The organism is Methylobacterium guangdongense (assembly GCF_038442355.1).
GTDB classification, from domain to species: Bacteria; Pseudomonadota; Alphaproteobacteria; order Rhizobiales; family Beijerinckiaceae; genus Methylobacterium; species Methylobacterium guangdongense.
Genome location: NZ_JBBXMX010000003.1, coordinates 502,514 through 527,473, shown reverse-complemented (window position 1 = coordinate 527,473; position 24,960 = coordinate 502,514). Strand labels below are relative to the sequence as shown.

Genomic DNA, 24,960 nt, shown 5'->3' with positions numbered 1-24,960 from the left:
CTCGTCCTCGACATCCGAGCCCTCGAACCCGGCGGCTGAGCCGAGCGCTCATTCCGCCGGCTGGACCCTGCCCCCGTCCCGCGAGGGCTCATCGCGCGCGGGCCTCGGGCTGCCGAGCAGACGCTCGAAGGCGACGTAGAAGGTCGGCGTGATGAACAGGGTGATGAAGGTCGCGACGACCAGACCGCCGATCACCACCGTCCCCATGGAGACGCGGGCATGGGCCCCGGCGCCGCTGGCGATGGCCAGCGGGATCGAGCCGGTGATGAAGGCGAAGGAGGTCATGAGGATCGGGCGCATGCGCAGCCGCGCCGCATCCTGGGCCGCCTTGAGGACATCCTCGCCCTGTCGGCGTAGATCCTCCGCGAAGGACACGAGGAGGATGGAGTTCTTGGCGGCCAAGCCGACGAGGAGCAGCAGCCCGATCTGCCCGAAGATGTCGAGTTCGAGCCCGCGAACCGCCAGGAAGCCGATGGCGCCGAAGATCGCGATCGGCGTCGCCAGCAGGATCACGAAGGGCAGGCGCAGCGACTCGTACTGCCCGGCGAGCAGCAGGAAGATCATCAGGACGCCCAGTCCGAAGATCAGCGGGGCGTAGCCGCCCGCGACCTTCTCCTGATAGGCGACGTCGGTCCATTCCACGGCATAGTCCGAGGGCAGCCGGCTCTTGGCCAGCGCCTCGACCTGCTTGAGCACCGTGCCGGAACTCGCGCTGGACGCCACCTCGATCGCCACCTCGATGGCCGGATAGGTGTTGTACGACAGGACCGCGGTGGGGCCGGTGGTGAACTCCGCCCGCACCAGCGAGCCGATCCGCACCGGCGCGCCCTTGCTGTTCAGCACCGGCAAGGCCTCCAGATCTTGGATCGTGCGCCGGCCCGTGGCCTCGCTCTGCACGTAGACCTGGTAGACAAAGCCGAAGCGGTTGAAGAGATTGACGAAGCTCGACCCGACATAGGTCCCGAGCGCGTCGAACAGATTCTGGAGCGGCACGCCGAGCTGCTCGGCCTTGGCCCGATCGATCTCCAGGCGGATCTGCGGAACGCCGTAGCTCGTAGTCGGCAGCGCCTGGGCGATGTTGGGGCTCTTCTCCAGTTCGTCGATGAAGCGCTGAGCCGCCTCGGCGAGCTTGATGCCGCCGGTACCGCTGCGATCCTGGATCTCGAGCGTCAGGCCGCTGCGCGTGCCGAGACCCGGCAGCGGGGACGGGTTGACCACCCGCACCTTCCCGTCCGGATCGTGCCGGAACTCCTTCTGCACGCGGGCGATGATTTCGTCGGCCGAGGCGGCCCGCTCGCCCCAGGGCTTCAGAACCGGGATCTGGAACCCGTAGAACGGCGCCACGGCATCGGCCAGGACGCTGCGGCCGACGACGCCGATCGTGTGATCGACCTCCGGCATGTCCCGCAGGCTTCTGCCCAGACGCTCCGTCATGCGGTCGGTGCGTGCTACCGAAGCACCCTTCGGCAGGGCAACGTCGGCGAAGAAGTAGCCCTGGTCCTCGTTCGGCACGAATCCGGTCGGGCGTTGCATCACGAGGAACACGGTGAGCGCCGCGAAGGCCGCGAAGGCGATGCCGACGAGCACGAGGTGTTGGGTAAGCCGGCCGATCATCGCGGTGAGGAGATTCGCGGCTCGCTCCAGGGTCCGGTTGAACCAGCGCAGCGGCGCCTTCCACCGGCTCTGGCGCGCCTCCGCGCCTTCCGGCCGGTGCTTCAGGATCAGCCCGCAAAGTGCCGGCGTCAGGGTCAGGGAGACGACCGCCGAGATCATCACCGAGATCGCGATGGTCAAGGCGAACTGATTGTAGAGCTGGCCGGTCAGGCCGGGGATGAAGGCGACGGGCACGAACAGGGCGGCCAGCACCAGGGTGGTGGCGATCACCGGGCCGGCCACCTCGTTGACCGCCTCCCGGGCGGCCGGGCGTGGCTCCATCCCCTCGTCCATCAGCCGCTCGGTGTTCTCGACCACGATGATCGCGTCGTCGACCACGAGGCCGACCGCCAGCACGAGGCCGAGGAGGCTCAGGGTGTTGAACGAGAAGCCGAGCAGCGCCATCGGCCCGAAGGTGCCGACCAGCGCCACCGGCACCGCGATCGAGGGGATCAGCGTCGCGCGCCAGTTCTGCAGGAACAGGTAGGTGACCACGACCACGAGGATCAGCGCCTCGAACAGGGTGTGGACGACCTCGCGGATCGCCTCCCGGACGAATTCGGTCCGGTCGAGGGCGATCTTGTATTTGAGCCCCGGCGGGAAGCGCTGGGCCAGCTCGGCCATGGTGCTCTTCACCCCGTCCATGACGTGAACGGCGTTGGCGCCAGGCGTCTGGTAGAGGCCGAGCGTCGCCGAAGGCCGCCCGTCGAAGCTGGAGCGCACGCCGTACTGTTCCGAACCCAGTTCCACCCGCGCCACGTCGCGCACCCGGACCACCGAGCCGTCGGGGTTGGCCCGCAGCAGGATGTTGGCGAATTCGTGCGGCTGGCTCAGCCGCCCCTGCGTGACGACCTGCAGCTCGAAGGGCGTGGGCTTGCCGTCGGTCGGCGGCTTGCCGAGGGAGCCGGTGGTGATCTGCTCGTTCTGCTGGCTCACGGCCTTGATGACCGCGTCGGGGCTGATCGCGAGTGCTTCCATCTTCACCGGGTCGAGCCAGAGCCGCATGGCGTAGCGCTTCTGGGAGAAATTCTGAATCCGGCCCATGCCGTCGACCCGGCGCAGCGGCTTGATCACCTGGGTCTCGGCCCAGTTGGCCAGGAACAGCTCGTCGTAGGGCGCGCCGGGATCGGCGTAGAGCACGATGTTGCCGAGCCGCTGGCGGGAGCTCTTCTGGATCTCCAGGCCTTGCGCGCGCACCGAGGCCGGAAGCTTGGCTTCGGCCCGGTTCGCCCGGGTCAGCACTTCGGCGGCGGCGGCATCGAGGTCGGACCCGATCTCGAAGGTGGCGTCGAGGTTGACGCTGCCATCGGTGTTGCTGGTCGAGGCGATGTAGAGCAGGTGCTGAGCGCCGTTGATCTCCTGTTCCAGGGGCGTCGTGACCGCGTCGTAGGCCTGCTGCGCGCTGGCGCCCGGATAGGTCGCCTGGATGTTGATGATCGGCGGCGCGATCTCGGGGAACTGCGCGATCGGCAGGGTCAGGCCGGCCACGGCGCCGATCAGGGTGATCAGAACCGAAATGACGGCCGCCAGGATCGGCCGATCGACGAAGTGGGCGAACATCGCACCTCGGCGTTACGGGGACGGCCACGAGGACCGGGCGTGCAACGCGAGCGCGTTTGGCGTGTTCCCTGTCCGGTCCGGCGCGCGCAGCGCCGCAGCGGGGAGCGGACGGCGTGCGGGCGGGGGTGCGATACGGATTGCTTGGCTGCGGGGCAGCCCTGGTTCTGGCGGCGGGCGGCTGGTTCGCCCTGGGTCGGCCGCAACCATCCGCCGTGATGGCCGCCCTGCCCTGGTCGGACAAGCCCACCGAGACCGCCGAGACCGAACCGCCCCTCACCGTGACGGTCGTGGCGGCGCGGACGGAATCCGTTCCGATCAGCTTCACCTACACGGGCACGATCATCGCGCCCCAGGACGCGGCGCTTCAGGCCCGGGTGACCGGCAACGTCACCGAGCGTCCCTTCGAGCCGGGCAGCCACGTGAAGAAAGGGCAGGTGCTGTTCCGGATCGATCCGCGCCCGTTCCAGGTGGCGCTCGCCCAGGCCAAGGCGCAGGAGGCGCAGGCCAAGGCGCAGCTCCAGTTCGCCCAGGCCGAGGTGAGCCGCACCGACACCCTGGCCGACAAGGGCTACGCCTCCGAGCAGCGGCTGCAGCAGCTCCAGTCGAACGCGGCCTCGGCCTCGGCGCAGGTCCAGGGGGCCGAGGCCGCGATCGCCCGGCAGAACCTCAACCTCGACTACGCGGTGGTCAACGCGCCCTTCGACGGGCGGGCGAGCCTGTCGATCATCAACCCCGGCGACCTCGTCATCGAGAACCAGACGGAGCTGGTCACGGTGGTGCAGCTCGACCCGATCGACGTGCAGATGGCCCTCTCCTCCGAGGATTCCGAGGCCTTGCGCGAGGCGATGCAGAGCGGCCCCGTGAGCGTGGAGGTGCTGGACGAGGCCGGCAAGCCCGTGCGCGACGCGAAGGTCTACCAGCTCGACAACCGGTTCGATCCCCGCACCGCCCGGCGCCTCGTGCGCGCGCTGCTGCCGAACACCGACGAGCGTTTCCTGCCGGGCCAGTTCGTCCGCGCGCGGGTGAAGACCGGCACCGAGCAGAAGCTCCTGGTTCCGACCATCGCGCTCTCGGCCCGGCTCGCCCAGCAGATCGTTTACGTGGTCGACGATCAGGGTGTCGTGCGCCAGAAGCCCGTGACGACGGGGGACAGCTTCGGCGAGGACACCGCGATCCTGGCCGGGCTCAAGGCCGGCGAGCGCGTGGTGACCGACCACCTTCAGGACATGCGGCAGGATCTCAAGGTCGAGATCCGGTCCGCGAAGGCCGACGCGCCCCCCAAATCCCCGGCGCCCGATGGTGGGCCCGCCGCGAATGAGCGGGGCTGAACGGGCGATGCGGCCCCTGTTCGCCATCGCACTCGTCGCGGCTTTGCTTCCGGCGCCGGGCGCCGGGGCCGCACCGGCGGCCTCGAAAGGCTGCCGCGTCGATCACGCGCGCTATGCAGCGCTCAAGACGGGCATGACCTACCACCGGGTGCGGACCCTGCTGGGTTGCAGCGGTCATCGCGTCTCGCATCTGACGATCGGGCGGGTCCGGCGCGCCACCTATTCTTGGCCCGGTCGCGGGACCTATGGTGCCAATCTCACGCTGACGTTCCGCAACGGCCGGCTGACCGACAAGTCGCAGCTGGGGCTCTAGCGCATCCGGCCAGGGGATGTCGGTCTGGATCAGGAAAGATCGGGTTTCAGCACTAACTCAGGGCCGGATCTGAACGCGCTGCGCGCAGCCCGCGATGGCCCCTCGGTCTCAGGCGATCCCGCAAACGCTCTCGGCCTGCCGTGACCGCGTCAGCGGGCTTCGAAAAGAGATCCCTTCGAACCCTCCTTCGCGCTCCGGCAACTGGTCTGTCGGCCTAAAATTGCGAAAAGAAAATGAACTGCATCAGTAGCTTAGAGGATTTTTTCTGAATGAAAATGCGAGACTATCGTGTAGCAAATGAGAAATTGTCGTTTTCGTCGATCCAGAAATGCGAAGGTCCGTCTCAACGTAAGACATTGGCGTACACCCGCGGTCAGCCAATTTATCCCTATGACGGCGCAAAGCGCCTCCCTGCCTGAGGTCGACGCCGGCGCCAGCCTGCGTCGACACGGATCCATGGTTGATCAACCGGTTCGGCGGCAAGGTACTCGCCAGGACGCCGGCCCAGAGACAGGGTATCCACGATCTGTTTTCCGGCGCTCTCCGGAGGCGGGAGCGCCTGTATTACGGCGAGAACCATCTCGGATGCGGAAACCAGCCACGTCGGTCGTGCGCCAGACTGCCGAAATGCCGAGCGTCACGTTCGAACGTACAACCGGGGCGATGCCGGCTTCGCGAAGCAAGCGTCCGACCGTGCGCGTGTTGGTGGCGTGGCGTCGCGCCAACGCACCGGCCATCACGTAGTCCCTTCGAAAGCTTTGGACCGAACGCTCATCCACGCCATTCCTGGAGAGACGACCGTTACTCTCGTCGCAAGCCGCCAGAAGGCATCCCGCACGGACTAGAACAGGCACCATTCGCGTCGCTACCCCCAAGGCCTCGGCCGCGCGCCGGACGTCGAGCGAGCGGCTGCCATCCTCGTGAAAACGTGTGCCCCACACGGTGTCGAGCGCCACGCCGAAACACGCCAGCGAGGATCGGCAATCGAGGCCAGGCAGCCGGTACACAGGGCAGGCACCTTGCAGGATGCCTCGAATGATCTCGGACAGCTTGCGATGCTTCGAGAGGTTCACCCGTGAGAGCGAGATAACGCCCGACGGACAGCGCGGCGTCGCAACCGCCTCGATTCGGGCCACCAACCCATCGACCTCGTCCGGGCTATAAGCGCAGCTGATACCGTTCCCGCACGGTGGCCGCACGATAGCCAGCAGGCCCGCACGGCGCAGGTCCTCCAGCGCATGCCGGGAGATGCCGAGCCGCGCCGCCGCTGCATCGGGCGCCAAGGTGACGGCGAGGCGGTCGCCGGTTCGCGCCACGGATCCCGCACAGATCCGAAATTCCCGGCGCCCGCCCACACGGCGGGAGCGTCCGACGAGATGGCCCGCCTCCAACATCGTTGCCACCTTGGCGGCGGTGGTGCCGAGGCGCGTGGCCGTCGCCGTCGCGTCGAGCCAAGTCGGCGCCAGCTCCTCGCCCCGGACGGCTGCCCAGCCCTTCGCCGGCCTTCCCGGCCATTTGGACAGCTGGCGGCGCACCTCGTCCACGAAGCCGCGAAACACCACGTCGTCGAGGGCGGCACGCATCCGCAGCATGGTGCGACGGAGGCCCTCCTCGCCGTGGCGGGCCTGGATGCCGTCGAGCCACGGCGCGACGCCGGCAGGCCATTCGAGCAGCGCCGCCGCCGCCCTTTCCAGGACGGCCTCGGTCTCCGCGGCATCGGGCCTCGAAATGAAGCGGCTCCGCCAATCCCCGCCGGCGTCGGAGGCGGTGCCGGCGAACCAGGCCAACCGGGCCGCGGCATCGAACGTCGGGACCGGGGGGAGGCCCTGCGGCCCCTCCGACAGCCCATCACCGCCCAGAAGCCCCTCCAACGCGACGAGCAAGGGCAGCGCTCCCGCGGCCGCAGGCACGACAGGCGCCGTTGCGAGATCTGCTCGGCATCGGCACCGACCGGCCGAGGGCCGATCCCAGCTCAGCGACCGAGCGCAGTCCGGGCATCGGTCGACCAGCCGGAGCCCATGCCGCGTGCACGCCACCAGAAGGCGGCAGTCCCAGGCCGGCCGGGGGCGATGGCCCTCAGCCAGGCAGGTCGGGCAGATGCGGGCCCGGGCAAGGTCCACCAGGCTCGGCGAGACGCGCGCACCCTCGACACCTATCCGACCGTCCAAACCGGGCCAGCTCGCGAGGGCGGCAAGCTCCGCTGCCGGAACCGCGCCGCCAAGCGCCGCCTCCAGCCCGGTCAGGTCGCACGGCCGGGAGGCGAAGGTAGGCGGCAGTCCGGCGATCCGCCGGATCCAGGCCGAGCCGGGATGTGCGTTCGCCTCGGCAAGACGGAGCACGAAGGCGTGCAGCGTCTGGCCGGGCGCCGGTACGGCGCGGGCCACCAGCCTGTCGCGGACCGTTTTCATTTGGTGAGCGCCTCCGCCAAAGCGTTCTTGCGATCGGCCTTCGTCGACTTGTTGCGGGTGTTCCGCGTCCTGCGCAGCTTGTCCTTGCGCCGCTTGTCCTTCGCCGCCGCCGTGACGTAGTTCTCCTCGGCGATGGCGGGTGGAAGCCGGCCGTCCCACTGCGGACCAAACGGGTTGATGAGCTTCTCGTTCGCCTTCTGCGTTCGGAATGCCTTGTCGAACGCTTCTCGCAAAAGCGCGAAATCGATGACCGGCTCCGGCGCCGGCCCGGCGCGCCCGGCCTCGCGGCCGCGCGCGAGGATGATGCGCATCGCCCGCGTCAGGAGCTTCTTGAGGCCCCCGGTCAGCCCCCTGGACGCGTAGAAGAAGCGTTTCGCGGTCTCGTCGTCCATCACGTCGACCTCCTCCGCGAACGGAACGGGTGACTCGGCCCTGAGGCCCGCCAGCAATCCGATGAAGGCGTCACGGCTCGAAAGGTCCTCGTCCGCGTCGTCGCCCCAAACGTACGGCGTCATCTCCAATTCCACGTCCCAGCGACGGTCGAACTGCCCGTCCTGCTCGAACAGCGGTTTCATCCGGTTCAGGCCGAACAGGAAGAAGCATGCGTTGTTGTTCGCATGCCGGTCCTTGATCCAATCGATCAGCTTCTCGGCAGTCAGCACGCCCGCGCGGTCGACCACGCGCTGCCCCTCGTCGATCAGGACGCCCTTCACACCGCAACCCCGTGTCAATCGGTCCAGGCGCTCGTCCAGACCCTCCGGCTTCCCAAGGGAAGCATGGGGGTCGCCGAGCTCCTTGAGCATTTCCCGACCCAGTCGTTCGACCGAGATCCTCGCCGCGGGAAGCGTCACGCAGAGCAAGGGGACATGGTCCGCGACGATGACCGTGCCGTCGGGCATTTGCACGCGCCGGCCGTCCTCGACGCGGGGATGGGCCGCCCTGATCTGCTTGAAGACGGTCGTCTTGCCGACCCCCGAAGGACCCACCACCGGGATGCAAGGCAGCGTCGCGACCTCGCCATCCTCTTCGTAGAGGTCGAGGGCGTCCTCGATTTCCTGGACGACAGCTTGATAGTTGGGATGCTCCACGAATGCGGCGTGCATCTCCCGATGGATGTTGCGGCGGCGCGGCGTGCTGGAGGTCATCTGGTCTCTTCCGAGTAAAACGCAACTTCGGGCGACAAGCCGTAGCGGGCCGACCGCCGGGGCCTTCGACTGGGGGGCGGCCCTCTAGGAGTGGCCGAGGGACTTATTGGACTTGAAGACGGGGATCTCACGCCGTCGCCTCGGACCGGCATCGCTGGCCGGGGGCGAGGCGGGTGATCCCGCTCCCGCCGCCGGGGGCGGGAGCGCCGGGCGTCCCGTCGGATCGACGAGGACGGGCAGCCGGCCATCGTGGTCGAGCGCGGCGAAGGCACGCGGCGTCCCGAGACCCATGGCACGCGCGATCTTCGATTGAATCCCGGTGCCGAGCGCGTCCTGGACAGAGGAGGCGATCAGGCTCTGCAGGTGCGCCTGGCTCTCGATCCAGCCCTCAAGGTCGTCGCGTCCGGAAAGCCGCTCCGAGTGCCGTCGCTGCAGGGTATGTCGATGGAGGTCGAGGTCCTCCGTATAGGCCTGGTCCCGGGCGTAGGCGGGGATCCAGAGTTCCTCGTCCGGGTCCCAGACGTGGACCTTGGATAGGTTGAGCGGGTTCACCTTGACCTTGACGAGAAGCTTCGCCCCGCGCCGACGGCGCAGGATGTCGATGCCGTCCGAGTAATAGTACAGGCCCTCATAGACGACCCCGCGGTTGTCGAGCCGACGCCCTTCGCGGACGATGCCGAAGAGGAAGTCCAGATCCGTTCCGCGTTCGATGAAGGTAGGCTTGACCCGTCGCGTGCCTTCGAGCCAGCGGTCGTTGGGGCTCATCCTCATGCCGTTGCGGGGCGCGTTGGCGTGATAGATGTCCAGCAGCCAATGATGCCACAGCCAGAGCAGATGCCTAAGGCCGATCACGGCGTTGGCCGCCGGGTCGTAGTCGTGCTTGTCGAACTTGAGGTCCGGCGACAGCACGTAGCCGGGCATTTCCTGGAAGAAGGTCTGGTTGGCGACGGCGAATGCACCCTCCACCTCGCCCTTGACCCATGGGCAGCGCGGGGGCGTGAAATCGTAGGGCACGTCGAGGTCGGACGTGATCTGCAGGATCGAGTCGCCGTGCGCCTGCAGACTGTTGTCGAACGTGTAGAAGCGCCCGATGCCGCCCGCGAGGTAGGGGTTGCGGATATCGGGGTACTTGTCCGCGACGTACGACTTCATGAGGCATCCGTGCCGCATGGTGGCGGCCAGGACGAGGTCCCCGGGTGGCTCGAACCCGATGTAAAAGCCGACGATGCAGTTCGAGTAGACATCCACCAGGATCGCCAGCCAAGGACGTCCGAGCGGGATGCCGAGGGTGTCGTGGACCACGAAGAACGGGAGCCGCGTCTCGTCGAACTGCAAGTGGGAGAGCGCCGCCTCGGGAGCGCCCCCCTGGCCCGGTCCGCGATGCATCGCGCGCGCGCGCGTTGCGCCGTATTTGGCGATGTTGCGCAGCTGTGCCGGGAATTGGTTGTAATAGACGTAGAACGTCGACCGATCAGGCAGCTCCAGCGGGCGCTCCGGATGCCTCTGGCGTTCGACCTTCACCTCCGTCAGCGAGGCATCCATGATCTCGCGCATCGTGAGGACGGGCTTTCCGCCGACCTGACGCCGATATTTCGAGGCTTCGAGCAGGCGGCCCATCACGCGCTTGATGGCGGCCGTGACCAGGGGGTCGACCTGGGGCGTCCTGCCGCGCTTATCGAAATCCCCGCGCAAATCGCGCTGGTCGTCGTGCTGCCCGAGGATCGACACCCACCGATAGTACGAGGCCGCGCTGCATGGCTTGGGCGTGCCATACACCTCGATCCCCTGCTCGGATCCGACCTCGGCGCAGATGCGGTCGAGGGCGGTGACCGGACGCATCTTGCCCTTGCGCTCGACCCAGGCGACCACCGCGTGGGCGGATCCCGGCGCGATGCGGCGCTGGACCTCCCGGATGACGCCCTTGCGGTAGCGGACGCGCTTCTGCGCTGTCTCCGGCATGTCGGACAGGGGCACGCCATGGTTGCGACGACGCCGACGCCTCTCCTCCTCGGTCTCCGGCTCCAATCGACTGTCGAGGGTCGCCTCCCCGCGGTCGTAGGCTCGGCGCACCTCGTCCGAGCGGCGCGGCATCACGATGCCGGTCGCCAGCGACTTCGCTTGCCAATGCGAAACGCCGTCGACATCGTACTCGACGACGAGCTCGTACGTGCCGTCCTCGAACCGGACGACCGCACCTGGTCCGAGCGCCACCTTCCTCATGACCGGTCCCCTCCCGCCGCCAACCCGATCCTTCGAAACGGGCCCGCCCCCCGCCGCACCCCCATTCCCGGCCCAGCCGCGGCGTCGAGATCGACCGCGAGGTGGCCGTGCCGCGCAAGCGCGAAGACGGTGTTCAGGTCGAGGCAGTCCGCGAAGGCGGCGACCAGGTCGCCGGCGGACACGCTCCCCCGCTCGGTGACGGCGTCGACGATGGCTCGGATGCGGGTCAGCTCCGGAAGGCGCGTCATCCGCCGCTCGAACACCGCGAGCGCGGTCTCAGCCCGGAGCGAGTCGATGACGTGGCGCTCCGTGAGCACCCGGTAGCCGAGGCCCAATGCATTGACCGCGCGGGCGATCCACGGCCAACGAGCTTCGTTCTCGGCGCTGGCCGCGTCGTCCTCGTATTTGAGCTCGACGAAGTCGCACGACAGCTTTGTCTGGACGTAGGCATCGACGCGATGCGTCGCGAGCCGGTCGCCCAGCCTGTAGCGGATCACGACCGGCTCCTCGCAGAACCACGCGACGTCGCCGTCCAATTCGCACAGCATGGCATGCCGGTATTCCAGCCTCGACCGGAGCCGCATGTGTCGGCACGACTTGAGGCTCGGGAAACGGGTCTGGCGGCCGCGCGAGGCCGAACGGGAGGATCGACCGATGGGCCGGACCGGCGCTTCCGGGAATCGCGCCGCGAAGGCCGGATGGCATGAGACGATGCGGGCGTCCGGGGCGTCCGGCGGGACCACCGGCAACGGCCAGGCCCGCTCCTTGGGCTCGGGGCGACGCCGCCCCAGCGGCGGGGGCGGCGCGGCGCGAGCGAGACCTCGGAAATAGGCCCGGAGCGATGCCTCGTCCGTGCGCGGGCTCGCCGGGATACCCCGACCGGACAGGGAAGGTTCGGCGGTCCCGTCCTTGCCGCTCGGCCCGGGGCCGAAGGCCTGCCGCGCGGGGCCGGGCGGAGGGTCACCGGCTCCATCGGTCAGGGACGGGCATGGGCGCGCGCGCGGCGGGCTTTTTCCCGAGGCGGGTGAGGAAGGGCGTTTCTTCATCGCTGGTGGCAGGTTCTCGGGCAGGAGACCACATCGGTCGGCGGGCCGCGGATGTCGGAAACTCGGGTCGTGGCGAAGGTCGTCGAAGCCGACCGCCCGGCCCGCGCTTCCGCGGGGCCGGGCGGTCGAGAAGGGCTCGCTACCGCGAGTTCTGACAGTGCATCGAGCCGTCCGCCTCGGCATCGAGAGCGGCGCGCCATACCCGTGCGGCCGCGACCGCGTCTTCCGGGGTGACGAGCGCCGCGCCGTTGGCGTCGCGACCGCGGGCGCCGCGCTTGAGGGCGGCGCCGATCGACCGCGCGATCGCCGAGAAGCTCTGCTGCACCCGCTGCCTGTCGGACCCGGCAGGCGACTGGGCATAGACGGCGGTTCCCCGCTCGGCGAGCCACCCGCGCATTTCGTCGGCCTGCCAAAGTACGGCGTGGTCCACGATGACGGCGGCGGCTGCCCGGCAGGTCCACTGCGGCCCGAGCCCGTCGGCGTCGGCGGGGCCGTCGCCGAGAAGCATCATGAGATCGCCGACGGTCGGCGATTCCCGGTACAGGCCCAGTGCGGCCGGGCAGTCGTCGGCGTCGAGCGCCACCGCCATCCACAGGGGCAGTGTGACCCCTCCCTCGGCGAGCGCTGTCTTATGCACCGTGCCGACGACGAGGCAGAGGTTGGGACCCTCGCCCAAGTTAAGAATGCCGGTGGCGCTGGATTGCTGGTTCATGATGGCTCCTCACAGGGAGCCACGCGAAAATCCGACGGAACGACTTGCTATGCCTGCGGCAGCATGGCATACGGGGGATTCGGACCGGATTCGGGCGTGGCTCTCCAGGCTCGTCAGGGTGCCGCCAGCGCAGGCTGTCGAAAAACCTTGTGCGCTGGCGGCGGGACGTTCCGAAACGGGCGCGCGGTCTTGCAGGGCCGCGCGTCCCCATTCGGCGTGACACGCATCGTCCAACCGATGCGGCCACGAAAGACCATCATCCAGTTTTCATGATCGTTCGTCAAGCGATACACGTCGCTGGGCAATCGTGCTCATCAGACGGAAAGGTGATGATGGCCCGGGAGCGGTGAAGCCGCACTCCAAGACCCAAGGATTACTTATCCTATTCTTGAAGGATCGGATCGACGATCCTTGGTGGTCAAGGCCGTCGCTCGAAGGAAAGGCCGACCGAACTTTGGTCCCGAACCTCCGCCGGGACAGGAGCGTCAGGCCAGTCCTTTGCAGCGCCACCGGCAGTTACGCTTCGAGGACGATGGCATGCGGTGCCGCGGCTACACCGCCGGCGCATCATTCGCCCGGGCGGCCGACGAACGCCGTGCGCAGGGACGACTGCTTCTGCCACTCATCGAGGAATCGTCCGAGGTGCGGCCGTCCAGCGCGTTCGCGCCGCAGGAATTCCATGATGCCGCGCACGGCATCGTCGTGCGATGAGGCGTTCATGCGACCGCTCAGGTGCTGGTGGCGGAGATAGACACCGTACAGGTTCAAAACGTCCGTTTCGCAGTAACCTCGCACCCGGCCGACTTCGCCCCGCGCGATCATGTCGGCGACCTGCGAACCGTGCTCGCCGCACTTCCCGGGAAGGCCGACCATCGCGCAGGCTTCCTCCAGCGTGAGGCGTGACGACGCCCCGTAGGTGGACATCATGTCCATCAGGTCCGCATGCCATTCCCCCGAGTATCGCGAGCCGTAGCCCGACCACCGCGTACCCTGATCGAACCATCGCGGTGCGGCGACGCCGTGCAGCATGGAGCGGTGGAGCAAGGTGGGGATGTCGAAAGCGCGCCCATTCCACGAGACGCACCGGAAATTCCGCGTCGAGAAATGCCTCCAGAAGCCCCGCAACAGGCGCGCCTCCCCCCAGCCTTCCTCGCCTCCGCTGCGACAGTCGACGAACCGATACGCCTCCTGGCCGCTCGCGGCGTCCTGCAGGATGTCGGCCTCGACGAGCGAGATGGCGACGATCCTGTGCCAGGCAGTTTTCGGGAACCTGTCGATCGGCCAGTCAGCGGGAACCAGGGTCTCGTCCGGTGTCGTCTCGATGTCGACGACGAGCAGCGCCTCCGGCGCCGGCGCGGTCTCGTTCCGGCGCGACGTCGGCCTGCGCGCGGCCCCCGTGGAAACCGCTTCCCCGCTGGCGGCCGCGGCAGGGCGCGGCGGCGAGCAGGGAAGGTGACCACGCGGGGGGTGGGACGGCGCGCATTTATCGGACCTCATCGGCTATCTCCGGGGTGGTGGGGTTCAGACGACGATCGTGCGGCAGGGGTCGAATCCCGCCGTCGGGTCGCGGGCGAAGGAATTGCTCACCACGCGGGTGCGCCCGATCCGCAGGTCACAGGTCGCCGGCACCTGGCCATGCACCCAGGCGACCGGCGCGCCCCACGATTCCATCACGCCATCGAGGTCCGACACGTGCCAGCAGACGCGCCACGGATCGAGGAGCGGCCGGGCAAGCGCCGGCGGCAGGCACGACCGCGACGGAGGATAGGCGGTCACGACCACCGCGCGGTCGCCGCCGCGGATGCCGGCGACGACCGGGTCGGGCACGTGGCCGTAGCCGCCGGCGACCACGGAAGAAAGGGCATCCTCGATGTAGGCGCGCGACCGGTGGTGGCCGCCGGCCGCATCGTGCGGAAAGAACGGGACGCCGGGCGCGCTCGTCGCGCGGCCCCTGACCGACCAGCGGTGGCGGGCGTGGGCCCGTGCTTGCCGCTCGTTGGCCGCACCGTCGACGGCGAAGCTCGGCCACAGCGTCGCACCGAGGACATGAACGCCGCACGAGGTCGGATCCCCGAGACGGACGGAGGCATCGTGCAGGAGCGCGATTCCCAGGGTCCTCGCGAGCGGCACGGCCTCGGCGAGCGCCTCCGCGACCGGAACTCCGTCGAGGAACTCGGCCGGGCCTGGGACGAGCACGACCGGCCGGCCGCGCCGATGCCCGTCGAGCGCCTGGGCCAGCCAGCGCACAGACCGGCAGAGGCCGGGACAGATGCCGCCGGCTACGATGACGGCGTCGAAGTCAGGGGGCGCGTCGGGCAGGTCGAAAGGCGCAAGATCGACGCGAAGGTCCGACATGATCCAGAGCCGCATCGGAACGGGCTCGGATGGTTCCGGTCGGGCGGAAACAGCGCCGGGCCCGATACCGGAACCGACCAGTGCGCCCGGGGCGGGCGCCTCGACCCGGATGGGAGGATCGGGAACGTGGAGCGTCAAGCATGTCCTCCTTGCGCGGCACGGTTGTGGTCCGCCTCGGCGATCAGCGTCCGCAGCGCGTCGCCCGACACCACGCGCGTTGCGACCAACAGCTCGGCGACCGCCTCGACGGTGGCGCGGTTCGCCTCCACGAGAGCCAGCGCCTCGCCGCTCAGCCGGGTGAGGTCCCGCTCGACGGCTTCGAGGAGCCCAGGTTGGAGCGTCAGCCCGACAGCGACTTCGTGGGGCGCCCCACGGTATGCCAAGCCCTCGCCCAGCCCGAGCGAACCATGGTTGCCGGCGAGCAGGGTCGTGACACGCGCGAGGTCGGAGCGGCTGTCGCCGCCCGCGCCCGCGCTCGGTTCCCCGAGGAACAGGATCTCCGCGGCGCGCCCGGACAGCAGCGCGACCGCTAGGCCCTCGATCTCCGCGCGGGTCGGGGACGGCCCAAGACGGATTTCCGCCGACGTCGCCCCGACCGAGTCCCGACGCGGGACGAGGTCGACCTGCGCGACATGCGCGGCGCCGGTCCGCTCGAACGCAACCCCATGCCCCGCCTCATGGAACGCGCTCCGACGTCGGTCCGCCGGGCTGCCCTTATCCGGCGGCGCCACCCGCTCGAACAGGTCGGCCGCTCGGAGGGGCCGGCCGGCGGCGCGGGCGGCCGCGCGCGCCTCCAATACCCATCCCGCAACCTGTGCGCCGGTGGCGCCGAGGGCGAGATCGCCGAGTGACCCCAGATCGACGTCGGGCAGCTCGCCGTCGTCGAGGTGCTGCCGAAGGATCGTCGCCAAGTCCGCGGCCGAGGGCGCCTTGATCTCGATCACCCGCCCCAGCCTGCCCGGACGGATCAAGGCGGGATCGAGCTTGCCGCCATGGTTCGTCGCCGCGATGATGCAGACCGCCGGCGCACCCGGAGCGTTCAGTGTGTCGAACGCCAGCAGGATGCTGGTGCACAGAGGGGTCCACCACTCGCGCGCCCGGTCGTCCATCGTGCTTCTGTTAGGAATACTGTCCGCTTCATCTAGGAATAGAATGCTGGGAGCGGCAGCGCAGGCATTGGAGTAAGCGGCGTCCCAGGCACGGAGAACCCCGCCGAGATACCCGTCGGACGAGCTGAACCAGGACCCGACCGAGGTCGCCACGAGCGGCAATCCCGCGGTCTTGGCGAGGGAGCGGACGAAGGTCGATTTACCGAGTCCGGGGGCCGAGCTCAGGCAGACGTGGCGGTCGATTTGCTGGAACGCGGGGGCGCCGGTGGCGCGCCAGGTCGCGAGATCGCCAAGGAGGCGGTCGCCCCATGCGCGGGCCTCGCCGAAGCCGACCAGGGTTCCGAAGTCGGGTGCCGCGCCGACGCCCGGGTCGGCCGAGACCTTCGAACGCGCCGCCGCGGAGAGGCGCGCGACGCAGGCCCGGCCGGTCGGACCGCGCACGGCCGCGGCGACCTCGTAATAGCTCAGTCCGCGCGCGATCCCGGGCGGCAGCTTCGGACGCTGCCCCGTGGCAGCTTGGACGACCCGCGCGACCACGGCGTCGGTTGCGCCGGGGAGCCGGATGTGCAGATCCGCCGCCGCGATGAGGGCCGAGGGCAGGTACCGCGCCGGCGATTGCGAGACCCCGAGCACCCGGTCGCCGCGCGACAGCTTGTCGGCTACCTGGCCGTTACCGCGGTCAGGTCGGTCCTCGGACTTCGAGGAGCCGGTGCGCGCCGCGATGAAACCCCACTCCGCCAGGCGCACGCATGCCTCGCGGATCGGCTCGACCCAGTCCGCGGCCGGGACCTCGACCACGAGGGCGAAGGCCGGATCGGCGGCGATGCGGCGGCGCAGCGCTGGAGAGAGCGCCCCTTCAAGGGCGAAGGCCGCCAGCGTCTCGGTCGCGGCACGCCGCTCGTCGGCGGCGACGTCCCCAGTCTCCGCCTCGTTCAGATCGTCCCGCAGGAAGTTGAGATGGGCCATAGTCGCCTCGTCCAAGGATGGGTCGATGTTCAGCACCAGGGCGCGCGGCCTACGACGGCACCTCGACGACGCAGGCCGGATCGAAGGCGGGGTTCTCGCCGTCGTAGCCGAGCGGATTGCACAGGATCCGGGTCGGACCGATCCGGTGGTCGCGGCGGGCGTGGACGTGGCCGTGAAGCCAAAGGTCCGGGCGGCCGGCGGCGATGAGGCCGCCAAGGTCGCTCGCGAAGGCCGGGTTCAGCACGCTGCCGGCGAAGCTCGGGTCGAGCGAGGCACGGGCCGGGGCGTGGTGCGTGACCACGACGTGCGGTCGCGCCCGCGTGTCCGGCGGGTCGACCCTCGACAGCGCGCGTTCCAGGAACTCGCGGGTGATGGCGTGCAGGGCCGCGGCGTCCGCCGGCCGGAAGGTCTGCCAGCCTGGATTTCGGGTCGTCGCGATGCAACGGTGATCGTTGAGACCGGCCTGCGCGGCCGCCATGGCCCGCCGGCGGCTGCCCACGCCGTCGATGGCGTAGTCGGTCCAGAGGGTTCCGCCGGAGAAGGCGACGCCGCCGATCTCGACGGTATTGTCGTCGAGCAGGGTCACGCCGTGCCGCTCCGCGGCCCGGCGTCCGAGCGCGCGCTCCTCGTTCACGGCCGAGCCGTAGAATTCATGGTTGCCCGCGACGACGAGGACCGGCATGTGCGGTCGGATCGCCTGCGCCAGCCACAGAACGGTCTCGGCCAGTCCCTGCCCGACATCGCCGGCGACGACAGCGACATCGGCGTCGGGGATGTGCGCGGGCGTCCAGGGCGCCCGCGACAAGTCTCGGTGCAAGTCGCTGAAGGTCCAGATCCGCACGTGATCGCCTCCTGGGTTCTTGGGATCGTCTCGCCGTTTGGGATGCGGGGGCGGTTACCGCCGCGGCGGGGCGCGGCGCCTCGGCCGCCGCCTCTGAGGTCGCCTTGGACCCACGTCGCGCGGGTCTGGCGACAAGCCGGCGAGAACGTGGGCGAGGACGGTGCGAGCCGCCGGATCTCCCCGCCAGGCGACGACGAGCACCGTCGAAAGCGCGAGGTCCATGACGGCGGGATCCGGTTCGATGCCCCGGGTGAGGTCGAGCGCGACGGCGATGGCGGCCGCGGCCTCGCCCCTCCGGGCCGCGGGCCACGACCTGTGATGCAGGCAGACCTCGCCGGCCAGGGCTCGGCGGACCCTCTGGATCGCGGCGGCCTCGATGTCCGGAAGCCGTACCGTGCGCCAAAGCGCGAGCGGATCACAGCCCCGGGGCGGCTCGCGGCGCAGGGGACGCTTTTCGGTGGGATGGGGGTCGTCGCTCGCGCGCATGCGTCCTCCGGGCTCGCGATGGGCAACAAGGCCCCGCGCCCGCGTGCCGAGGCGCGCGGGCGGGGTTCATCGAACGGGATGGCGGAAGCTTAGTGCCGGTCGAGGCGCTCGGCGCCGACGTCGGGTTGACCTAGGATAAAATACCTAGAAAGCGTCCGCGCCCAGCGCCGGCCATCCGATGCGTACAGGTCGCTGGTCGTGATGCGCCGTCCATCGGGAAAGTTCGGATGCCCGAAGACCTCGCCGGTCAGCACCCTCACGGATCGGCTCGTGAACCGCCAGCGCTCCAGCCGCGGGGCGTCGCGCAGGTCCGCCGGCGCGGGCTTGACCTGGTCACGGATGCCCTGGAGCTCGTCGGCGAGCTCGCGCAGCCGGTCGCCGGCCTCGCGTTCGTCCGGGGCGCGCGCCTGCTCGGCGTCGACGCCGAGGGCGGCGGCATAGGCGACGGGATCGACCGCGTCGGCGTGGCGGTCCGAGGCCGCGGCGCGCAGGGCCGCGAGCAGGGCCACCGAGGCCACGAGGCTGCGGCTCGTGCGGTCGCCCTCAGCGATGCGCTCGGCCTCGGCGCGACCGAAGGCCGGCACGACCATGGGCAAGGCGCGGACGCGGCCGCGACCGGGCGGGAGCGCGTCGTGCGCGCGCATGCGGTGGCCGAAGGCGGCCGCCGCGGCGGCCCCGCCGCTGCGGCCGCAGCCGAGGAGCCACGGCGGCGGGACCAGGTCGAGCCCGAACTCCACCGACGGCTCCATGCCCGCGAGCGCCGCGGCCGCGGCATGTTCGTCAAGGGGGGTCGGGCCCACCGGCAGCACCGATGCCTCGACGCGCGCCCTCAACCCGAGGTCGGCCATGCAGACCGCGGGCAGGTCGAGGATGAGATCCCCCTCGCCGGCCATCGCCTCGGCCGCGATGAGGCCGGCCTCGCGGGCGTCGCCCGCCTCGCGCTCGCTCACGGTCAGCCCCTCCTCCGTGATCGCCCGCCGCGGCAGCGGAGCCTCCTCGGGCAGCCTGACGCGCAGGAGGGTGACCGGCTGGCCGAGGATGCCGTACGCATCCGCGAGGAGGAGTGCGGCGTAGGCGGCGTGGGTCCGGCCGGCGGTGCCGAAGAAGGCTGCGATCAAGGGCAATCTCCATGACCAGGTCCGGACGCAAACGCGCCCGGTGGAAGATCCACCGGGTGCGCATGACCGGACAGGTTTGAGTGATTTGCGAATCTTAAGGCAAAAGAGCGGAAATGAACAGCACTTTCTGAATCGGATCAAGTCAGTCCATAGCTTGATGGTTAATTAGACCGATGCGTCGAAGTATTCAGGCGCGTCGAATACCTAAGTACCGGCGCTTCGCGCCGCGTCCGACCGCCCGGCGAACACCGCGCCGCAACGCATAACGGCGTACGTTACGCGTGGCACGTCCCCGCCCGACTCGCGGACAAAGACCCGCCCCGGGTGGTCCGAGGCGCCCCGCGAGATCGCCGACGGGGACGCCTGGCCGAGAAAGCCTCTCGCCTCGGAACCGACCTCGACCCCGTGGCGATCAGGCGTCGTCGCGCTTGGACCCGAGACGCGGCGACAGGCCGAGGAGGACACGCGGGTCCATGTCCCAGTCGTCGAAGCCCGGATCGAGCAGGCCGACCCCTTCGGCCGACAGGGCGTAGAACTCCTCGAAGGGGTTCGCCAAAGGGCGCGGGACCGCCGCCGGCACCGGCACGCGGGAGATCCGGGCACGCGGGGATGCCGCCCCGGCGCGCGCTCGCCGGGCGCTTCCCGACCGACCGGGGCGGCCGGATCCGGGCGCCGCGACGCGCGGCCCGTGGGCGGGGGCGGCGCGGTTCTGTTTGGTGTGGCTCGTCATCGCTCAGGTCCTTTCGGTTACGCGCGCAGGCGGGCGGCAAGGCGGGCGGGTTGCGTGGCGCCGGGCCGGGCGGGCGCGGGCACCGGGCGGGTCCCGCGGGCGCGCGCCGGGGCGTGCCCGGCGACGCCGAAGGAGGTGGCCAGGGAGCGCGGGTCGCCCAGCGCCGCGGCGCAGTCGAGGAGGCGCTCGCGCAGGTCCCCGTCCGTGTCCGCCGGCGCCAGGATCGCGGCCAGGTCGGCCGCCTCAAAGCGCTCGGAGTACGGGTCGGCCGAGACCGCCAGGAGGGTGGCCGTCAGCGCGACCGCCACATCCCGCGCTGCGGCGTCGAGGTCGCCCGCGAGCAGTCGTACCTGTTCGAGCGGCGAAAGCCGCGGGAGGCGGAGCGGCAGCACGCGCGGGGCCTTGCGCCAAGCCGGGTGGCCGGGCCCGTCGTCGCAGCGCAGGTGCCACGCGCCCGATACGTTTGCATGGAGTGCCTGTGCCGCGGTCAGCCGACAGGCCGTCGCCACGAGGCCCACGTGGTCGCGACGGTCCGGTCCGTGGCCGCCGAGCAGGTCCGTGGGGAGGACCGCGACGACGTCGCCGGCCCGGCGCATCGCCAACCCGGCCATGACGGTCGCCGCGTCCAGCGGGTCGGGGCTAAGCAGGTCGAAGGGACCAGCGAGGCGCGCCAGGCCACAGGCCTGGGACCCGTTGGCGGCGACGGCGACCACGGTCGGTCGGGCGCCGATGGCCGCGAGGCCGCCGGCCAACAGGGCTGCGGCCAGCAGGCCGGTACGATCGTCGGAATGGATGGTCACGATCACGGCGTCCTCCTGTAGGCCGTTGCATCGATGGAATCTTGGCACATGTATTTCCATAATGCTAGAAATAAGAAATAATCTGGTTATCGAATTCCTGGTCCCGCTTGCGCCGAAGCCGGATCGCCACCGGGTGCGGCGAGTGTCCGGTTCGACCGGGTCAGGGTCGGCGCGGCCGCCGTGCGGGAGAGGTCGCGCGGCGGTGGCGGGCAGCGACGTGCCTGATGGCCGCGATCCCGCCGGCGCTTCAGGCGTGGCTTCATGCGTGCCGTCCACACGCTCGCCGTCCGGAGGCCCCATGACGGTGGGGCGGTGCTGACGGCAATCGAGCCGAGGCGGGTCGAGCCAATGCGGCATTTCCAGGGGCTGACGCTCGGCCGTCTCCGCTGGAAGCTGGGCCGGCGCATCAAGGAGAGATGGCCGTTCCGCGTGCTTCTTGACGGGCGTTTCTCGTCTATTCCGTGGGACGGACCATGGCCCGGCCTGGCCCCGAAGACTGGCGGGATAGCCGGCCGGCGCTTCGCTTAACCGAGCCCGCCATCACAACGCTCGCCCGCCTGCGGCTCCGCACCCGGCGAACGGATCGGTCTGCCGGAGGCGATTCCCATCCCCTGCGTTCAGGTCCCGACCGGACCCACTGGTGGCGAAGCGGAGGACGTGGGCGCATCCCCGACGCCGGACGATGCGGGAGGATCGCGATCGTCCACGGCTTATTCGAAATTTCCGGAAAGATGGATTGCGGTCTTCTGCCGCCTGCGCCATAGCGGCGCCATGGACATCGAACTGGCGGCCCGGCAACTCGAAGCACTCGGCAACCCGACCCGCCTGAAGGTCTATCGGGCACTCGCCGGCGCGGGGCGGGAAGGCCTGCCGGTCGGGGAACTCCAACGGCGCGTCGGCATCCCGGCCTCGACGCTGTCCCATCACCTGCGTCGCCTGATCGAGACCGGTCTGGCCGTGCAGGAGCGCCAGGCCACGACGCTGCTGTCCCGCGCGGTCCAGCCGGCGATGCGTAGCCTCGTCGCATTCCTGGCTGAGGGCTGCGGCGTGGACTGATGGCTCGGTCTCTTCGGCGGAGTGGCCCTAACCTTCCTCGGGGTCTCATGGCCAGCCTCCGGTCGGCGGGGCCCCCGGGGCCCCTGCCGGAAGGTCGGCGACGCGGGATCTCGGCAGCCACCTCCCCGGCTAGTGCACGGCCCCCACGCTCACGCCTCCCTAACGCGAAGGACGTACTTCGTCGAATGGTCTTGACGCCGTAACCTGGGCAGCCGGGTCCCTTGCGGCGGCGGTCCCGACGGGCGGCATGGGCTAGGCGTGCGGCTCGGCCGGGCGACGCCGCGTGACGTTCCGGCTCGGGCCGGCGGGCGGCCGTCCATGCTCCTATCGAACTGCCATCGCTGCGGACGGCCCATTAGCGCCGACGCATCGCGGTGCCCGACGTGCCGCGCCGCCATCGGGCCCGAACCGCCGCCGACCTCCCGGGACGAGACAGGCTACCGGATCGCCATGTTCGCGGTTATGTGCGCGATCCTCGTCTACCTCCTCCTACTCCGGCGGTAGGCGCCGCGCGGCCTGCATGCGCCACCTTATGCCGAAACCGACGGACCACTCGTCCGCCGGGCAGATGGTCGTAAGTCCTGCGAACATGGCGGCCTGCGCGGCGAACCGGGATCCCAGCGAGCTCACCAGCCCTCGCTGCCCAGCGGGTCGCGAACGGAGCCGGAACCGCACCGGCGCCGACACGCCGTGATTGTTCGCCTGCCGAGCGTCCAGCACCCGTCCGACCGGTTGCGGCCTGACGCATCGCCGAGCAGGTCGGGTTGGGACGACGCGGTCCGACCCGTTGCAGGCGGTCGATGGCTTTCCATCGGTCCTCGCCAGCGTGGAACGCCTCGACCGGCCCGACGAAGGGATTCCGTCGAACGGGGGTTGTGACAGGTCCGCGTCTTCCCGAACCGCGCCCGCGGCCCACCGCTAGTCGAGGCTCGGGTTCAGGAGCCGCAACGCGTTCGCGGTCACGAGCACGGTGGCGCCCGTATCGGCGAGGATGGCCGGCCACAAGCCGGTGACCCCCAGGACCGTCGTGACCAGGAACACGGCCTTCAGGCCGAGCGCGATGGCGATGTTGGCGCGGATGTTGGCCAGCGTCCGGCGAGCGAGCTCGACCATGCGGGCCACGTCCGCGACGCGCCCGTGCAGGACCGCGGCATCGGCCGCTTCCAGCGCCGCGTCGGCGGCCCCGCCCATCGCGATGCCGACGTCGGCGGCCGCGAGCGCCGGCGCATCGTTGATGCCGTCGCCGACCTTCGCCACGACTAAGCCGCCGGCACGGAGTTCGCGCACGATCCGCTGCTTGTCCTCTGGAAGGAGCTCGGCACGCGCCTCGATGCCGAGGGCGCCGGCCACGGCCCGGGCCGTGCGCGCGTTGTCGCCGGTCAGCATGACGGCACCGATGCCCGCCGATGCGAGGCGGTCGACGCCCTCCTTCGCATCGGCCCGAGGCTCGTCGCGCATGGCGAGCAGGCCGGCCACCGCCCCGTTCGAGAGGAGCACGGACAGCGTCTTGCCCTCGCCTTGCAGGGCGGAGACACGCGCCTCTTGCTCAGGTGTGAAGGTGCACCGAGCGGCGGCCTCCCGCGGCGAACCCAGGAATAGATCGAGCCGCCCCACCTTGCCCTCGACGCCCTTGCCGCCGAGTGCCCGCGTCCCGGAAGCCGGCGGGACCGGCGCCCCGACCTCGGCAGCCTTGGCCAGCACGGCCTTCGCGAGCGGGTGCGAGGAGCCGCCCTCAAGCGCGCCGGCCAGCGAGAGCACGTCCCGCCCGGTCCGGCCGAACGCCACGACGTCGGTCACGACGGGCTTGCCCTCGGTAAGGGTGCCGGTCTTGTCAAAGGCGACCTTCGTCACTGCCGCCAGCCGCTCCAGCACGGCGCCGCCCTTGACGAGCAGGCCCCTGCGGGCACCCGCCGACAGCGCGGCGGCGATGGCCGCCGGCGTCGAGATGACCAGGGCGCAGGGACAGCCGATCAGCAGGATGGCCAGCCCCTTGTAGACCCACTCGGACCACGCGGCCCCGGCGACGAGCGGCGGAGCCAGGGCGACGAGCGCGGCCACCGCGACCACGGCCGGGGTGTAGGCTTTGGCGAACCGGTCGATCAGCCGCTCGGTCGGGGCCTTCGCCTCCTGCGCCTCCTCGACCAGGCGGACGACCCGGGCGATGGTGTTGTCGCGCGCGGCTGCGGTCACCCGCACGCGGATCGCGCCGTCTCCATTGACCGTTCCGGCGAAGACCGCGTCGCCCACTGCCTTGGGTCTAGGCACGCTCTCGCCGGTGACGGTGGCCTCGTCGACGGTGCTCTCGCCATCGATGACGGTCCCGTCCGCGGGGATCCGGTCGCCGGGGCGAACCAGGACGGTCCCCCCGATGCGCAGGCTAGCCGCCGTAACCCGTTCGGTCGCGCCGTCCCGCTCCAGCAGGGCGGTGTCCGGCACTAGCCCGGTGAGCCCGCGGATGCTCGCCCGTGCCCGGCCGGCGGCGACGCCCTCAAGTACCTCGCCGACGAGGAACAGGAACATGACCGTCGCCGCCTCCTCGGTCGCGCCGATCAGGGTCGCGCCGACCGCGGCGACCGTCATCAGCATCTCGATGGAGAAGGGCGTTCCGTGCCGGGCCGCCGACAGGGCGCGGCGGGCGACCGGCACGAGGCCAACCAGCATCGCGGCAAGGAAGAACCAGCGCTCCGTCGCGGGGACGGCAAGGCCGAGCACATAGGCCGACGCCACGGCCGCCCCGCAGGCGAAAGCCAGCAAGGCCTTGGGCGCCTGCCACCAGGGCTTATCCGGGGCGTCCGCACCCGTCGCCGCGGCATCCGGATCCTCGGCGCCGTACCCGAGCCCGCGCACCGTCGCGACGATGGTCCCAACGCTCGTCGCCGGACCGTGCATGACCGTGAGCGTCTCGGTCGCGACCGAGACCTCGACGCGTTCGATGCCCGGGAGGCGGCGGACGGCGGTCTCGACCTTGGCGGCGCACGAGGCGCAGTCCATGCCCGAGACGCGCAAGCGCGTGGCGGGGATCTCGGTTCGCTCCAGGGTCGTCGCGTCGCTCATGGCGGGTGCCTTCCGCATCTCTGGATCGGACCCTACATCCTCTAGCGACTGGAGGAGCAA

The 24,960-nt window shown here is 70.2% G+C and carries 18 protein-coding genes; 3 read left to right on the top strand and 15 right to left on the bottom strand.

All coding sequences use genetic code 11. The features are described 5' to 3' along the window. Positions 1-48 precede the first annotated feature (48 nt). Entirely contained in the window at positions 49-3,213 is a 3,165-nt protein-coding gene (locus tag AAHG09_RS09625; protein WP_342106785.1) for an efflux RND transporter permease subunit, read from the bottom strand. A 113-nt stretch (positions 3,214-3,326) separates the two neighbouring features. Between AAHG09_RS09625 and AAHG09_RS09620 the strand changes: the two genes are divergently transcribed. Both AAHG09_RS09620 and AAHG09_RS09615 read left to right on the top strand, forming a co-directional pair. Continuing rightward, on the top strand, positions 3,327-4,541 hold the full coding sequence (locus tag AAHG09_RS09620; protein ID WP_342106783.1) for an efflux RND transporter periplasmic adaptor subunit: 1,215 nt from the start codon (positions 3,327-3,329) through the stop codon (positions 4,539-4,541). Positions 4,542-4,548: 7 nt separating this feature from the next. Beyond that, the gene (locus tag AAHG09_RS09615; protein ID WP_342106782.1) at positions 4,549-4,854 is read left to right on the top strand and encodes a hypothetical protein; all 306 of its coding nucleotides are present in this window, start codon (positions 4,549-4,551) and stop codon (positions 4,852-4,854) included. A 464-nt stretch (positions 4,855-5,318) separates the two neighbouring features. On the opposite strand, the gene AAHG09_RS09610 is transcribed toward AAHG09_RS09615, so the two are convergent. The 13 genes from AAHG09_RS09610 to AAHG09_RS09550 form a co-directional block, all read right to left on the bottom strand. Continuing rightward, positions 5,319-7,262 (bottom strand): TniQ family protein, encoded by a 1,944-nt coding sequence (locus AAHG09_RS09610; RefSeq protein WP_039892270.1) that lies wholly within the window; start codon positions 7,260-7,262, stop codon positions 5,319-5,321. Continuing rightward, on the bottom strand, positions 7,259-8,407 hold the full coding sequence (locus AAHG09_RS09605; RefSeq protein ID WP_010682397.1) for a TniB family NTP-binding protein: 1,149 nt from the start codon (positions 8,405-8,407) through the stop codon (positions 7,259-7,261). Before AAHG09_RS09605 ends, AAHG09_RS09610 begins: the two co-directional genes overlap by 4 nt. Positions 8,408-8,491: 84 nt before the next feature. Continuing rightward, positions 8,492-10,627 (bottom strand): hypothetical protein, encoded by a 2,136-nt coding sequence (locus AAHG09_RS09600; protein WP_010682398.1) that lies wholly within the window; start codon positions 10,625-10,627, stop codon positions 8,492-8,494. Further along, positions 10,624-11,175, bottom strand: a complete 552-nt coding sequence (locus AAHG09_RS09595) for a hypothetical protein (protein ID WP_010682399.1) — start codon at positions 11,173-11,175, stop codon at positions 10,624-10,626. The genes AAHG09_RS09600 and AAHG09_RS09595 overlap by 4 nt, the downstream gene beginning before the upstream one ends. A gap of 637 nt (positions 11,176-11,812) precedes the next feature. Next, a complete protein-coding gene (locus AAHG09_RS09590; RefSeq protein ID WP_010682400.1) occupies positions 11,813-12,385 on the bottom strand; it encodes a hypothetical protein in 573 nt (190 codons plus the stop codon). Between the two features lie 567 nt (positions 12,386-12,952). After that, the gene (locus AAHG09_RS09585; RefSeq protein WP_039892273.1) at positions 12,953-13,882 is read right to left on the bottom strand and encodes a 3'-5' exonuclease; all 930 of its coding nucleotides are present in this window, start codon (positions 13,880-13,882) and stop codon (positions 12,953-12,955) included. A 24-nt stretch (positions 13,883-13,906) separates the two neighbouring features. Then, positions 13,907-14,755 carry a metallophosphoesterase family protein gene (locus tag AAHG09_RS09580; RefSeq protein WP_342106781.1) on the bottom strand — a complete coding sequence of 283 codons (849 nt, stop codon included), beginning with the start codon at positions 14,753-14,755 and terminating at the stop codon, positions 13,907-13,909. 119 nt (positions 14,756-14,874) lie between these two features. After that, the gene (locus AAHG09_RS09575) at positions 14,875-16,815 is read right to left on the bottom strand and encodes an AAA family ATPase (RefSeq protein WP_010682403.1); all 1,941 of its coding nucleotides are present in this window, start codon (positions 16,813-16,815) and stop codon (positions 14,875-14,877) included. A 49-nt stretch (positions 16,816-16,864) separates the two neighbouring features. After that, entirely contained in the window at positions 16,865-17,656 is a 792-nt protein-coding gene (locus tag AAHG09_RS09570) for a metallophosphoesterase (protein WP_039892276.1), read from the bottom strand. A gap of 54 nt (positions 17,657-17,710) precedes the next feature. Further along, complete coding sequence (locus AAHG09_RS09565) at positions 17,711-18,142, bottom strand: hypothetical protein (protein ID WP_039892277.1); 432 nt, start codon at positions 18,140-18,142, stop codon at positions 17,711-17,713. Positions 18,143-18,231: 89 nt separating this feature from the next. Continuing rightward, positions 18,232-19,260: a hypothetical protein gene (locus tag AAHG09_RS09560; RefSeq protein WP_010682405.1), complete on the bottom strand. Its 1,029-nt coding sequence runs from the start codon at positions 19,258-19,260 to the stop codon at positions 18,232-18,234. Positions 19,261-19,672: 412 nt separating this feature from the next. After that, positions 19,673-19,990 (bottom strand): hypothetical protein, encoded by a 318-nt coding sequence (locus AAHG09_RS09555; protein WP_342106779.1) that lies wholly within the window; start codon positions 19,988-19,990, stop codon positions 19,673-19,675. 17 nt (positions 19,991-20,007) lie between these two features. Further along, entirely contained in the window at positions 20,008-20,796 is a 789-nt protein-coding gene (locus AAHG09_RS09550; protein WP_010682407.1) for a hypothetical protein, read from the bottom strand. A gap of 765 nt (positions 20,797-21,561) precedes the next feature. On the opposite strand from AAHG09_RS09550, the gene AAHG09_RS09545 reads away from it, so the two are divergent. Beyond that, on the top strand, positions 21,562-21,846 hold the full coding sequence (locus AAHG09_RS09545) for an ArsR/SmtB family transcription factor (protein ID WP_010682409.1): 285 nt from the start codon (positions 21,562-21,564) through the stop codon (positions 21,844-21,846). Positions 21,847-22,764: 918 nt separating this feature from the next. On the opposite strand, the gene AAHG09_RS09540 is transcribed toward AAHG09_RS09545, so the two are convergent. Continuing rightward, the gene (locus AAHG09_RS09540; RefSeq protein ID WP_342106778.1) at positions 22,765-24,900 is read right to left on the bottom strand and encodes a heavy metal translocating P-type ATPase; all 2,136 of its coding nucleotides are present in this window, start codon (positions 24,898-24,900) and stop codon (positions 22,765-22,767) included. Positions 24,901-24,960 lie beyond the last annotated feature (60 nt).